11 protein-coding genes are annotated in these 14,209 nt (G+C 52.5%); 8 read left to right on the top strand and 3 right to left on the bottom strand.

Annotated elements, in window-relative coordinates:
• The first annotated feature begins 30 nt into the window (after nucleotides 1-30).
• Nucleotides 31-369, top strand: a complete 339-nt coding sequence (glnB, locus tag A1SC_RS12525; RefSeq protein ID WP_000717694.1) for a nitrogen regulatory protein P-II — start codon at nucleotides 31-33, stop codon at nucleotides 367-369.
• Between the two features lie 43 nt (nucleotides 370-412).
• Here glnB and hmpA read toward each other — a convergent pair whose 3' ends face one another.
• A complete protein-coding gene (gene hmpA, locus A1SC_RS12530) occupies nucleotides 413-1,603 on the bottom strand; it encodes an NO-inducible flavohemoprotein (protein ID WP_000883084.1) in 1,191 nt (396 codons plus the stop codon).
• Between the two features lie 329 nt (nucleotides 1,604-1,932).
• Here hmpA and glyA point away from each other — a divergent pair, with 329 nt between their 5' ends.
• Nucleotides 1,933-3,186 carry a serine hydroxymethyltransferase gene (gene glyA / locus A1SC_RS12535; protein ID WP_016262265.1) on the top strand — a complete coding sequence of 418 codons (1,254 nt, stop codon included), beginning with the start codon at nucleotides 1,933-1,935 and terminating at the stop codon, nucleotides 3,184-3,186.
• A gap of 199 nt (nucleotides 3,187-3,385) precedes the next feature.
• Here glyA and A1SC_RS12540 read toward each other — a convergent pair whose 3' ends face one another.
• Nucleotides 3,386-4,579 carry an ROK family protein gene (locus A1SC_RS12540; RefSeq protein WP_001516887.1) on the bottom strand — a complete coding sequence of 398 codons (1,194 nt, stop codon included), beginning with the start codon at nucleotides 4,577-4,579 and terminating at the stop codon, nucleotides 3,386-3,388.
• 117 nt (nucleotides 4,580-4,696) lie between these two features.
• Here A1SC_RS12540 and A1SC_RS12545 point away from each other — a divergent pair, with 117 nt between their 5' ends.
• The 6 genes from A1SC_RS12545 (at nucleotide 4,697) to A1SC_RS12570 (ending at nucleotide 13,626) form a co-directional block, all read left to right on the top strand.
• Nucleotides 4,697-7,978 (top strand): DUF5107 domain-containing protein, encoded by a 3,282-nt coding sequence (locus A1SC_RS12545; RefSeq protein WP_016262264.1) that lies wholly within the window; start codon nucleotides 4,697-4,699, stop codon nucleotides 7,976-7,978.
• 96 nt (nucleotides 7,979-8,074) lie between these two features.
• Entirely contained in the window at nucleotides 8,075-9,058 is a 984-nt protein-coding gene (locus A1SC_RS12550) for a substrate-binding domain-containing protein (protein ID WP_016262263.1), read from the top strand.
• Between the two features lie 22 nt (nucleotides 9,059-9,080).
• A complete protein-coding gene (locus A1SC_RS12555) occupies nucleotides 9,081-10,592 on the top strand; it encodes a sugar ABC transporter ATP-binding protein (protein ID WP_016262262.1) in 1,512 nt (503 codons plus the stop codon).
• A 24-nt stretch (nucleotides 10,593-10,616) separates the two neighbouring features.
• Complete coding sequence (locus tag A1SC_RS12560; RefSeq protein WP_016262261.1) at nucleotides 10,617-11,615, top strand: ABC transporter permease; 999 nt, start codon at nucleotides 10,617-10,619, stop codon at nucleotides 11,613-11,615.
• A 32-nt stretch (nucleotides 11,616-11,647) separates the two neighbouring features.
• The gene (locus tag A1SC_RS12565) at nucleotides 11,648-12,742 is read left to right on the top strand and encodes a zinc-dependent alcohol dehydrogenase family protein (protein WP_024214602.1); all 1,095 of its coding nucleotides are present in this window, start codon (nucleotides 11,648-11,650) and stop codon (nucleotides 12,740-12,742) included.
• Between the two features lie 11 nt (nucleotides 12,743-12,753).
• Complete coding sequence (locus A1SC_RS12570) at nucleotides 12,754-13,626, top strand: aldose 1-epimerase (protein WP_016262259.1); 873 nt, start codon at nucleotides 12,754-12,756, stop codon at nucleotides 13,624-13,626.
• An 85-nt stretch (nucleotides 13,627-13,711) separates the two neighbouring features.
• Here the strand turns inward: A1SC_RS12570 and A1SC_RS12575 are convergent, their stop codons facing one another.
• A complete protein-coding gene (locus tag A1SC_RS12575; RefSeq protein WP_016262258.1) occupies nucleotides 13,712-14,134 on the bottom strand; it encodes a DoxX family protein in 423 nt (140 codons plus the stop codon).
• Nucleotides 14,135-14,209 lie beyond the last annotated feature (75 nt).

Here is a 14,209-nt window from a genome sequence, read left to right as displayed (position 1 = left end):
AAAAGACAGGCGACCTTTTCAAGGAATAGCATGAAAAAGATTGATGCGATTATTAAACCCTTCAAGCTGGACGATGTCCGCGAAGCACTGGCTGAAGTCGGCATTACCGGTATGACGGTAACCGAAGTGAAAGGTTTTGGCCGCCAGAAAGGCCATACCGAGCTGTATCGCGGCGCGGAGTATATGGTGGATTTTCTGCCGAAGGTGAAAATTGAGATCGTCGTACCCGACGACATTGTGGATACCTGTGTAGACACCATTATTCGCACAGCGCAAACCGGTAAAATTGGTGACGGTAAAATCTTCGTCTTTGACGTGGCACGGGTCATTCGTATCCGTACCGGTGAAGAGGACGACGCGGCAATTTAAACCGCGTCGGGGTTGCCGGATGTCTCCATCCGGCAATATCAAATCACAGCACCTTATGTGGGCCAAAGCATTCGTAATGAATGTTTTCCTGCTTCACGCCCAGATCCACTAACTGTTTTGCGGCAAACTGCATGAAGCCAACCGGGCCGCAGAGATAGAACTGCATTGCCGGATTGCTGAACGCACCTTCGAGTTTGCTCAGATCCATCAGACCTTCGCTATCAAACTGACCTTTCGCGCGATCGGCTTCACTCGGCTGACGATACCAGGTATGCGCGGTAAAGCGCGGCAGCGATTGCCCCAGTTCCTTAACTTCATCGGCAAAGGCGTGAACATCGCCATTTTCTGCAGCATGGAACCAGTTCACCTGGGCGCTATGGCCTGTTTTTGCCAACGTGTCGAGCATCGCCAGCATTGGCGTCTGACCGACACCCGCAGAGATTAAGGTCACTGGCGTGTCATTCGCTACATCCATAAAGAAATCACCAGCCGGAGCCACCAGCTTAACGACATCGCCAACGTTAGCGTGATTGTGCAGCCAGTTGGATACCTGTCCGCCATCTTCGCGTTTCACTGCAATACGATAGCCTTTGCCATCCGGTTTACGGGTCAAAGAGTACTGACGAATTTCCTGATGCGGGAAACCTTCCGGCTTCAGCCAAATGCCGAGATATTGTCCCGGACGGTATTCTGCCACTGCGCCACCGTCGACCGGTTCCAGTTCGAAACTGGTGATCAATGCGCTGCGTGGTGTTTTAGCCACAATGCGGAAATCGCGCGTACCTTCCCAGCCACCGGCTTTGCTGGCGTTTTCGTTATAAATTTCTGCTTCGCGATTGATAAACACATTTGCCAGTACGCCATACGCTTTGCCCCATGCGTCCAGCACTTCCTGACCCGGGCTGAACATTTCGTCGAGGGTGGCCAGCAGGTGTTCGCCTACGATGTTGTACTGCTCCGGTTTGATCTGGAAGCTGGTGTGTTTCTGCGCGATTTTCTCCACTGCTGGCAGCAGCGCAGGCAGGTTTTCAATATTACTGGCGTAGGCGGCAATGGCGTTAAACAGGGCTTCACGTTGATCGCCATTACGCTGGTTACTCATATTGAAAATGTCTTTGAGTTCTGGGTTATGAGTAAACATACGGTCGTAGAAATGGGCGGTTAATTTCGGCCCTGTTTCCACCAGCAAAGGGATAGTGGCTTTTACTGTAGCGATGGTTTGAGCGTCAAGCATAGAGTCTTCCTTTTTTTGCATCTTAATTGATGTATCTCAAATGCATCTTATAAAAAATAACCCTGTCCTGTAAATGGTTCCTTGGTGTTTTTCATTAGGAATGTGATGAAGTGAAAAATTTGCATCACAAACCTGAAAAGAAATCCGTTTCCGGGAGTAAGTCCTTTATTCACCAAAGCCTTGACGTGCTTGAAGGTAATCGTTTGCGTAAATTCCTTTGTCAAGACCTGTTATCGCAGAATGATTCGGTTATACTGTTCGCCGTTGTCCATCAGGACCGCCAAAATTAGGCGAAAAAATTTTATTGTTAGCTGAGTCAGGAGATGCGGATGTTAAAGCGTGAAATGAACATTGCCGATTATGATGCCGAACTGTGGCAGGCTATGGAGCAGGAAAAAGTACGTCAGGAAGAGCACATCGAACTGATCGCCTCCGAAAACTACACCAGCCCGCGCGTAATGCAAGCACAGGGCTCTCAGCTAACCAACAAATATGCTGAAGGTTATCCGGGTAAACGTTACTACGGCGGTTGCGAGTATGTTGATATCGTCGAACAACTGGCGATCGATCGCGCGAAAGAGCTGTTCGGCGCTGACTACGCTAACGTTCAGCCGCACTCCGGTTCCCAGGCTAACTTTGCGGTCTACACCGCGCTGCTGGAACCAGGCGATACCGTTCTGGGTATGAACCTGGCACACGGCGGTCACCTGACTCACGGTTCTCCGGTTAACTTCTCCGGTAAACTGTACAACATCGTTCCTTACGGTATCGATGCAACAGGTCATATCGACTACGCAGATCTGGAAAAACAAGCGAAAGAACACAAACCGAAAATGATCATCGGCGGCTTCTCAGCATATTCCGGCGTGGTTGACTGGGCGAAAATGCGTGAAATCGCTGACAGCATCGGTGCTTACTTGTTCGTTGATATGGCGCACGTTGCGGGCCTGGTTGCTGCTGGCGTCTATCCGAACCCGGTTCCTCATGCTCACGTTGTCACTACTACCACTCACAAAACCCTGGCGGGTCCGCGCGGCGGCCTGATCCTGGCGAAAGGTGGTAGCGAAGAACTGTACAAAAAACTGAACTCTGCTGTCTTCCCGGGTGGGCAGGGCGGTCCGCTGATGCACGTAATCGCCGGTAAAGCAGTAGCGCTGAAAGAAGCGATGGAGCCGGAGTTCAAAACTTACCAGCAGCAGGTCGCGAAAAACGCCAAAGCGATGGTAGAAGTGTTCCTCGAGCGCGGCTACAAAGTGGTTTCCGGCGGTACTGATAACCACCTGTTCCTGGTTGATCTGGTTGATAAAAACCTGACCGGTAAAGAAGCTGACGCCGCTCTGGGCCGTGCTAACATCACCGTGAACAAAAACAGCGTACCGAACGATCCGAAGAGCCCGTTTGTGACCTCCGGTATTCGTGTGGGTACTCCGGCGATTACCCGTCGCGGCTTTAAAGAAACAGAAGCGAAAGAACTGGCTGGCTGGATGTGTGACGTGCTGGACAGCATCAATGATGAAGCGGTTATCGAGCGCATCAAAGGTAAAGTTCTCGACATCTGCGCTCGCTACCCGGTTTACGCATAAGCGAAACGGTGGTTTGCTGACAATGTGCTCGTTGTTCATGCCGGATGCGGCATGAACGCCTTATCCGGCCTACAAAACTTTGCAAATTCAATACATTGCAATATCCGTGTAGGCCTGATAAGCGTAGCGCATCAGGCAATCTTACGTTTGTGATCATCGCGAGGCTTCCTTCGGGAAGCCTTGTTACGTTATCGCGGCATTAAATTTGCCGTAACTGCGCTTCAACATACAAATAGCCAATCCCCAGCACCTGTTGCGCGCGGCTTAATTGCCCGAAGCCAATTTGCGTCGCTTTCACGCCAGGCCCTTCATCGCGGTCGAACGGATTAAACCCTGTCTGGCGAATAATGGTATTAAGCCAGTTCTCGCCAAAGGCGCAGCTACGACCATACAGCCAAATCTGATTAATATTGAGGATGTTGAGGAAGTTATACAGACTTAAACCAATGGCGTTAGCACTGCGGTCAACCCAACTGGTGACCCACGGTTCTCCACTTTGCCAGGCAGCGATTAATTGCGCGGTAGTCAGTTTTTCGGGATCAAGTTGAGTATTGTCCGGCTGTGATTTTAGCCATACCCGCGCCTGCTTTTTTAATGCGCTTAACGAGGCGACGGTTTCCAGGCAGCCGTAACGTCCACAATCACAGGCGACGCCATCGGGGTTAACGATGGTGTGACCAATCTGTCCGCTGCCATACAAACTGCCGCGATAAATTTGCTCGTTAATCACGAACGACGAGCCAATGCCGTAATCAACGTTGATCACGCAGAAATCACGCCCCTGCGAATTTTTTTGCCATTTCTCCGCCAGCGCCAGCATCACGCAGTCATTATCGACCATTACCCGAATGCCGAGCTTTTCTTCCAGCAGATATTTCACCTCAACCGGCGCTGTCCACGGCGCTTGCGGCATGGTTTGCGATACGCCGGTGACCGGATCAACCTGGCCGTGAATTGCCAGCGCCAGATTGATAGTGCGCTCTGGCCACAGTTTGCGATGGCGATGCCAGCATTTTTCGATCTCCGCCAATAGCGCCTGCGGTGTCGGAGCGTCAATCTGAAAGCGTTCAAATTCACCTTTCGGACTTAAACAGGCATTAGCGACCTGACACTCAATGCTGGTGGGCGTAACGTTCAGACACAGCGTCCAGGCACCCTCCGGTGCAATGAGCCATGTGCCGCTGCTATGCCCGCGCGTCTGGCTTTCATCGTCGATATTCACCACCCGCTTTTCGTTTTCCAGCTCCTGCAAAATATTACTGACTGCCGGAATTGAAATTTGCGCCAGTCGGGCCAGCGTCGATTTATTGGCACGTTTTTGCCGGTACAGCAGTTCCAGAATCACGCATTTGTTATGGTGGCGGATCTGTTGATTGTTAATGCAGGCTCTCATCTTCACTAAACCTTGTTTAGTTAATTGCGTGATTATTCCGCGAAAACATTGCCAGATTGTTCAATACACTGCCACAAATCTTTTAATTCAGTATGTCTTGTTAATATTGAGGGCACCATGACTCCAGTAAAAGTGTGGCAAGAGCGCGTTGAGATCCCGACCTATGAAACCGGGCCGCAGGATATACATCCCATGTTTCTGGAAAATCGCGTTTATCAGGGATCGTCCGGCGCGGTTTATCCCTATGGCGTGACAGATACGCTGAGCGAGCAGAAAACCCTGAAATCGTGGCAGGCGGTATGGCTGGAAAACGACTACATCAAAGTGATGATCCTGCCGGAACTGGGCGGTCGTGTGCATCGCGCGTGGGATAAAGTAAAACAGCGCGATTTTGTCTATCACAATGAGGTGATAAAACCGGCGCTGGTAGGGCTGCTGGGGCCGTGGATCTCTGGCGGGATTGAGTTTAACTGGCCGCAACACCATCGCCCGACCACCTTTATGCCCGTTGATTTCGCCATCGAAGCACATGAAGATGGCGCACAGACTGTATGGGCTGGCGAAACGGAACCGATGCACGGTTTACAGGTGATGACCGGTTTCACGCTGCGCCCTGACCGCGCCGCACTGGAAATCGCCAGCCGCGTCTATAACGGCAATGCTACGCCGCGTCATTTTTTGTGGTGGGCCAATCCGGCGGTGAAAGGTGGTGAAGGGCATCAGAGTGTTTTCCCACCGGATGTGACTGCGGTATTCGATCATGGCAAACGGGCCGTTTCAGCTTTCCCCATTGCCACCGGAACCTATTACAAAGTGGACTACTCCGCCGGAGTGGACATTTCTCGTTATAAAAATGTACCCGTTCCAACATCATATATGGCCGAAAAATCACAGTACGATTTTGTTGGCGCGTGGTGTCACGATGAAGATGGCGGTTTGCTTCACGTTGCCAACCACCATATTGCACCAGGTAAAAAACAGTGGAGCTGGGGACACAGTGAATTTGGTCAGGCGTGGGATAAGAGCCTGACCGACAATAACGGCCCGTATATCGAACTGATGACTGGCATTTTTGCTGACAACCAGCCCGATTTTACCTGGCTTGATGCTTACGAAGAGAAGCGTTTCGAGCAGTATTTCCTGCCTTATCATTCTCTGGGCATGGTGCAAAACGCCTCCCGCGACGCGGTGATTAAATTAGAGCGTAGCGAGCGGGGGATTGAGTGGGGGCTGTATGCCATCTCCCCGTTGAGTGGATATCGTCTGGCGATCCGCGAAATCGGCAAATGCAACGTGTTACTTGACGATGCCGTAGCCCTGACACCAGCGACCGCCATCCAGGGCGTGTTACACGGTATTGATCCGGGCAGATTGACTATCGAACTTTCCGATGCTGACGGCAATATTGTACTGAGTTATCAGGAACATCAGCCGCAAGAACTACCGTTGCCGGACGTTGCTAAAGCGCCACTGGCAGCACAAGACATTACCAGTACAGATGAAGCCTGGTTTGTCGGTCAGCATCTGGAGCAATACCATCACGCCAGCCGTTCGCCGTTCGATTACTACCTGCGCGGCGTGGCGTTGGATCCGCTCGATTATCGCTGCAACCTGGCGCTGGCGATGCTGGAATATAACCGCGCAGATTTCCCGCAAGCGGTGGCATATGCCAGTCAGGCGCTAAAACGCGCACATGCACTGAATAAAAACCCGCAGTGCGGACAGGCAAGTTTGATTCGCGCCAGTGCTTACGAACGTCAGGGGCAATATCAACAAGCCGAAGAGGATTTCTGGCGTGCAGTCTGGAGCGGCAACAGTAAAGCGGGCGGCTATTACGGTCTGGCACGACTGGCGGCGCGTAATGGCAACTTCGAGGCAGGGCTGGATTTTTGCCAACAAAGCCTGCGCGCCTGCCCAACTAATCAGGAAGTGCTTTGCCTGCATAATCTGCTGCTGGTATTAAGCGGCCGTCAGGATAATGCGCGTTTACAGCGCGAGAAACTGCTGCGCGATTATCCGCTGAACGCCACCCTGTGGTGGTTGAACTGGTTCGATGGTCGTTCTGAATCTGCCTTCACGCAGTGGCGAGGTCTGTGTCAGGGGCGCGACGTGAACGCCCTGATGACTGCCGGGCAGTTGATTAACTGGGGAATGCCCGCCCTGGCGGCAGAGATGCTGAACGCACTGGACTGCCAACGCACGTTGTCGCTTTATCTGCAAGCGAGCTTATTGCCGAAAGCTGATCGTGGCGAACTGGTGACAAGAGCCATTGATGTCTTTCCGCAGTTTGTCCGTTTCCCGAATACGCTGGAGGAAGTGGCGGCACTGGAGAGCATTGAAGAGTGTTGGTTCGCCCGTCATTTACTGGCCTGCTTCTACTACAACAAGCGTTGCTACGACAAAGCCATTGCCTTATGGCAGCGTTGCGTAGAGATGTCGCCGGAGTTTGCCGACGGCTGGCGCGGGTTGGCGATCCATGCGTGGAATAAGCAGCACGATGATGAACTGGCCGCGCGTTATCTTGATAATGCTTATCAGCTTGCGCCACAGGATGCACGTCTGCTTTTCGAACGCGATTTGCTGGATAAGTTAACCGGATCTTCGCCGGAGAAACGACTGGCGCGTCTGGAAAATAATCTGGAAATTGCCCTGAAACGCGACGACATGACCGCAGAACTGCTCAATTTGTGGCATCTCACCGGTCAGGCAGACAAAGCGGCGGACATTCTCGCCACGCGCAAATTCCATCCGTGGGAAGGCGGGGAAGGGAAAGTTACCTGCCAGTTTATCCTCAACCAGTTGTTACGCGCCTGGCAACACCTTGATGCCAGACAGCCGCAGCAGGCAAGCGAACTGCTTCATGCCGCGTTGCATTATCCGGAGAATTTAAGCGAAGGTCGTTTACCTGGGCAGACTGATAACGACATCTGGTTCTGGCAGGCAGTATGCGCGAAAACGCAGGGCGATGAAGCTGAGGCGACGCGCTGCTTACGAATGGCGGCGACCGGCGATCGCACCATTAACATCCACAGTTATTACAACGATCAGCCGGTCGATTATCTCTTCTGGCAAGGGATGGCACTGCGATTGCTGGGCGAACAACAAACGGCACAGCAACTGTTCAGTGAAATGAAACAGTGGGCGCAACAGATGGCGAAAACCAGTATCGAAGCGGATTTCTTTGCTGTTTCACAACCGGACTTGTTGTCGCTGTATGGCGATTTACAACAGCAGCATAAAGAAAAATGCCTGATGGTGTCGATGCTGGCGGCTGCGGGATTAGGGGAGATTGCGCAATATGAATCTGTGCGCGCTGAACTGACGGCGATTAATCCGGCCTGGCCGAAAGCGGCATTATTCACCACCGTGATGCCTTTTATTTTTAACTACGTTCACTAAACCCTATTAACTGTAATATTTGAGCGGTATGCGCTGCCGCTCATCACTAAATAATTAAAATAAGCCGTTGTAAATAAAAACCCTACAGGAGGCACTATGCCTGAAAAAATGAGAGCACCCCGTAATATAATTTTAATAGCTACGCTTTTGGGTAGCGCACTATTCGCCAGGGCTGCGGAAAAAGAAATGACCATTGGCACAATATATCTTGATACTCAGGGATATTACGCCGGTGTACGTCAGGGTGTTCAGGATGCGGCAAAAGATTCCTCAGTACAGGTACAGTTAATAGAAACCAACGCACAGGGGGATATTTCAAAAGAAAGTACTTTTGTTGATACCCTCGTGGCGCGTAATGTTGATGCCATTATTTTGTCGGCAGTGTCTGAAAATGGCAGTAGCCGCACCGTTCGACGCGCCAGTGAGGCGGGTATTCCAGTGATTTGCTACAACACCTGTATTAATCAGAAAGGGGTCGATAAATATGTCTCGGCGTATCTGGTGGGCGATCCTCTGGAATTCGGTAAAAAACTGGGTAATGCCGCCGCCGATTATTTTATTGCCAACAAAATTGAGCAACCAAAAATTGCCGTCATAAATTGCGAAGCTTTTGAAGTTTGTGTGCAGCGGCGTAAAGGGTTTGAAGAAGTATTAAAAGCCCGTGTTCCCGGAGCGCAAATTGTCGCGAATCAGGAAGGTACTGTTTTAGATAAAGCGATTTCTGTCGGTGAAAAACTGATTATCTCCACGCCGGATCTCAACGCCATTATGGGAGAATCGGGCGGCGCGACACTCGGCGCAGTTAAAGCAGTACGTAATCAAAATCAGGCCGGGAAAATTGCCGTCTTTGGTTCAGATATGACGACTGAAATTGCCCAGGAACTGGAAAACAACCAGGTGCTGAAAGCGGTAGTGGATATTTCCGGTAAGAAAATGGGTAACGCTGTTTTTGCGCAAACATTGAAGGTTATCGATAAAAAAGCCGACGGTGAGAAAGTGATTCAGGTGCCTATCGATCTCTATACCAAAACGGAAGACGGTAAGCAGTGGCTGGCAACGCATGTTGATGGTCTGCCCTAATAGCTGATTCGCAGAGGTCCCTATGTTCACGGCAACAGAGGCAGTCCCGGTAGCAAAAGTGGTGGCAGGAAATAAGCGTTATCCCGGCGTCGTTGCGCTGGATAACGTTAATTTCACGCTCAATAAAGGCGAAGTTCGCGCGCTGTTAGGTAAAAACGGCGCGGGCAAATCGACCCTCATTCGAATGCTCACCGGCAGCGAACGCCCGGACAGCGGCGATATCTGGATTGGCGAGACGCGGCTGGAAGGTGACGAAGCTACGCTGACTCGCCGTGCCGCTGAACTGGGGGTACGCGCGGTTTATCAGGAGTTAAGTCTGGTGGAAGGGCTGACGGTGGCGGAAAACCTCTGCCTCGGTCAATGGCCTCGCCGCAACGGCATGATTGATTACCCGCAAATGGCGCAGGATGCCCAGCGTTGTTTACAGGCGCTGGGCGTTGACGTTAGCCCTGAACAACTTGTATCGACGCTAAGTCCGGCGCAAAAGCAACTGGTGGAAATTGCGCGAGTGATGAAGGGCGAGCCGCGCGTGGTCATTCTTGATGAACCTACCAGTTCGCTTGCCAGTGCGGAAGTTGAACTGGTGATCAGCGCCGTGAAAAAGATGTCGGCACTGGGCGTGGCGGTGATTTATGTCAGCCACCGGATGGAAGAAATCCGCCGTATCGCTTCCTGCGCCACCGTCATGCGCGATGGTCAGGTGGCGGGCGATGTGATGCTCGAAAACACCTCCACCCGTCATATTGTGTCGCTGATGCTTGGACGCGATCACGTTGATATTGCGCCGGTTGCCGCCCAGGAAATTGCTGACCAGATCGTGCTGGATGTTCGTGCGTTACGCCACAGACCAAAACTGGCGGAGATCAATTTTTCACTGCGTCGTGGTGAAGTGCTCGGTATTGCTGGCCTGCTGGGAGCCGGGCGCAGTGAATTGCTGAAAGCGATTGTTGGACTGGAAGCGTTTGAGCAGGGCGAAATTGTTATCAACGGCGAGAAAATCACGCGCCCGGATTACGGCGACATGTTGAAACGCGGCATCGGCTATACCCCGGAAAATCGCAAAGAAGCGGGGATCATTCCCTGGCTGGGCGTTGACGAAAATACAGTGCTGACCAACCGGCAAAAAATCAGCGCTAACGGCGTGCTGCAATGGTCCACCATCCGCCGCCTGACCGAAGAGGTGATGCAACGGATGACAGTCAAGGCTGCCAGTAGCGAAACGCCGATTGGTACGCTTTCCGGCGGTAATCAGCAAAAAGTGGTGATCGGTCGTTGGGTCTATGCCGCCAGCCAGATTCTGTTGCTCGACGAGCCAACGCGCGGCGTCGATATCGAAGCCAAGCAGCAGATTTACCGTATTGTCCGCGAGCTGGCCGCAGAAGGAAAAAGCGTGGTGTTTATCTCCAGTGAAGTGGAGGAGTTGCCGCTGGTGTGCGACCGCATCCTGTTGTTACAGCACGGCACGTTCTCGCAGGAGTTTCACTCGCCGGTCAATGTGGATGAGCTGATGTCCGCCATTCTGTCTGTGCACTGATGAATTTTACCGAGGAACCTGAAGATGTCTGCTTCGTCATTACCATTGCCGCAGGGCAAGAGCGTCTCGCTCAAACAATTTGTCAGTCGCCACATTAATGAGATCGGTTTGCTGGTGGTAATAGCCATTTTGTATCTGGTCTTCTCCCTGAACGCACCAGGCTTTATCTCATTAAATAACCAGATGAACGTGCTACGCGATGCCGCCACCATCGGTATTGCCGCCTGGGCGATGACGCTGATTATTATCTCCGGTGAAATTGATGTCAGCGTTGGGCCAATGGTGGCTTTTGTCTCGGTGTGCCTGGCATTTTTACTGCAATTTGAGGTTCCTCTGGCGGTGGCGTGTTTGTTGGTGTTGCTGTTAGGCGCGCTGATGGGAACGCTCGCCGGGGTGTTACGTGGCGTGTTTAACGTGCCAAGTTTTGTGGCCACGCTGGGGTTGTGGAGCGCCCTGCGCGGTATGGGGCTGTTTATGACTAACGCCCTGCCTGTGCCGATTGACGAAAACGAGGTACTGGACTGGCTGGGTGGGCAATTTCTCGGCGTGCCGGTATCCGCGCTGATCATGATGGTGTTGTTTGCGCTGTTTGTGTTCATCAGCCGTAAAACTGCCTTCGGGCGTTCGGTTTTTGCTGTGGGCGGTAATGCCACGGCGGCGCAGTTGTGCGGGATTAACGTCCGGCGAGTACGCATTCTTATTTTTACCCTTTCAGGATTATTAGCGGCGGTGACCGGCATTTTACTGGCGGCGCGCCTCGGTTCTGGTAACGCAGGCGCGGCAAACGGTCTGGAGTTTGACGTGATCGCAGCCGTGGTAGTTGGTGGTACGGCGCTTTCCGGTGGTCGCGGCTCCCTGTTCGGTACGCTGCTTGGCGTTCTGGTCATTACGCTAATCGGTAACGGCCTGGTGCTGCTCGGAATTAACTCCTTTTTCCAGCAGGTGGTCCGCGGCGTCATCATCGTGGTGGCGGTACTGGCGAATCTCTTGCTGACCCAGCGAAGCAGTAAAGCGAAACGCTAAATATTAACGCCCCTGGCGCGGGTGCGGCAGGGATGAAAATTAATCGTATTGTTAATGAGGGACTTATGAAAACGATGCTGGCAGCTTACTTACCAGGAAATTCGACCGTTGATCTACGGGAAGTTGCGGTGCCGACGCCGGGGATTAACCAGGTACTGATCAAAATGAAATCCTCCGGGATTTGCGGAAGCGATGTCCACTATATCTATCATCAACACCGCGCCACGGCGGCGGCGCCCGATAAACCGTTGTATCAGGGATTTATCAACGGTCATGAACCGTGCGGGCAGATTGTGGCTATGGGGCAAGGCTGTCGACATTTTAAAGAGGGCGATCGTGTGCTGGTGTATCACATTTCCGGCTGTGGTTTTTGCCCGAACTGCCGCCGCGGCTTTCCTATCTCTTGTACTGGCAAAGGAAAAGCGGCTTACGGCTGGCAGCGTGACGGTGGTCATGCCGAATATCTGCTGGCGGAAGAAAAAGATCTGATCCTCCTGCCAGACGCACTGAGCTACGAAGATGGAGCGTTTATCAGTTGCGGCGTTGGCACGGCGTATGAAGGGATTTTGCGCGGCGAAGTCTCCGGCAGCGATAACGTGCTGGTGGTCGGTCTGGGGCCGGTCGGGATGATGGCGATGATGCTGGCGAAAGGTCGCGGTGCGAAACGGATCATCGGCGTTGATATGTTGCCGGAACGTCTGGCGATGGCGAAACAGTTAGGTGTGATGGATCACGGTTATTTAGCAACCACTGAAGGTCTGCCGCAGATAATTGCCGAACTCACCCACGGCGGCGCGGATGTTGCGCTCGATTGTTCCGGTAATGCTGCGGGGCGCTTGCTGGCATTGCAATCCACCGCCGACTGGGGACGCGTGGTTTACATCGGGGAAACTGGAAAAGTGGAGTTCGAGGTCAGCGCCGATCTGATGCACCATCAACGGCGGATTATTGGCTCCTGGGTGACCAGCCTGTTCCATATGGAAAAATGCGCTCACGATCTGACGGACTGGAAACTGTGGCCGCGTAACGCCATTACCCACCGCTTCTCACTGGAACAGGCGGGTGAGGCGTATGCGCTGATGGCAAGTGGCAAATGTGGGAAAGTCGTGATTAATTTCCCGGATTAAGGAGTTAGCGGATGACCATCTATACCTTATTTCATGGGGCGCTAAAGCTGGATATCTCTGACCAGGGCGGAGTCATAGAAGGCTTCTGGCACGACACGACGGCGTTGCTACGTCCGGGTAAAAAAAACGGTGTGGCAACCGATGCCTCCTGTTTTCCGCTGGTGCCGTTTGCTAACCGGGTGAGCGGCAACCGCTTTGTCTGGCAAGGGCGTGAGTATCCGCTACATCCTAACGTTGAATGGGACGCGCATTATCTGCACGGCGATGGCTGGCTGGGCCAGTGGCAATGTGTAACGCGCAGCGATGATAGTTTATGTCTGGAGTATGAACATCGCGGTGGCGTTTATCATTATCGGGTAAGTCAGACGTTTCATTTAACGGCAGATGCGCTGACGGTCACGCTCTCTGTCACCAATGAAGGTGCAGAGACGCTGCCGTTTGGTATGGGCTGGCATCCTTATTTTCCGTTGTCGTCGCAAACGCGGATTCAGGCGCAGGCGAGCGGTTACTGGCTGGAGCGGGAACAGTGGCTGGCGGGGGCGTTTTGCGCGCAGTTACCGCTGGAGCTGGATTTCAATCAGCTCGCGCCGTTGCCGCGTCAGTGGGTGAACAATGGTTTTTCCGGATGGAATGGTCAGGCACGCATTGAGCAGCCACAGCAGGGTTACGCCATCACTATGGAAACGACGCCGCCCGCACCGTGTTATTTCATCTTTGTTTCGGATCCGACGTTTGATAAAGGGTATGCGTTTGATTTCTTCTGCCTGGAGCCGATGAGTCATGCGCCGGATGACCATCATCGTCCCGAAGGCGGAGATCTCATTGCGCTTGCGCCGGGGGAGTCAACAACCTTAGAGATGTCGTTGCGGGTTGAGTTGCTGTAATTTATAAAATGCCGGATGCACAGGCCTACAATGGGTGCCGGAGCGGTAGGCCGGATAAGGCGTTCACGCCGCATCCGGCATGTTTTTAACGCCGATCGAGAGAAATCGCCCCCGGTCCGGTAATCGCCAGCAGCAAGAATGCGCCTGCAATACTGACATTTTTCCAGAAATTAATCATATTTGGCCCGACCGCATCCCCCGTCATATCCCAGTAATGATGGCCAATCACCGCTGTACCCAGCGTGTAGAAAATAAACAGCACCGCCAGCGGACGAGTGAAAAAACCAAGCACGATTAATATCGCGGCAGGCACTTCCATAACTACCGCAATAATTGCCGCCAGCATCGGCATTGGTGCGCCCAGCGAGGCCATATATTGGACCGTACCGTCAAAGCCCATCATTTTGGGAAAACCAAAAATAATGAAAATTAAGATGATGGCAATACGGGCAATTAACAACAAAACGGGGCGGGTTGCGCCAAAATCAAAATAACGTAGTGTGTTCATAACCAATCCCTTTGCAAAAAGATGTGATTTAAACGTAATACACACTCTGGCACCTCGCCACGCCCCAGGCGTTGA

This window comes from Escherichia sp. KTE52, from assembly GCF_000408325.1.
GTDB classification, from domain to species: Bacteria; Pseudomonadota; Gammaproteobacteria; order Enterobacterales; family Enterobacteriaceae; genus Escherichia; species Escherichia marmotae.
The sequence above is the reverse complement of the archived record's forward strand: the minus strand, read 5'-3'. Positions and strand labels throughout refer to the sequence as shown.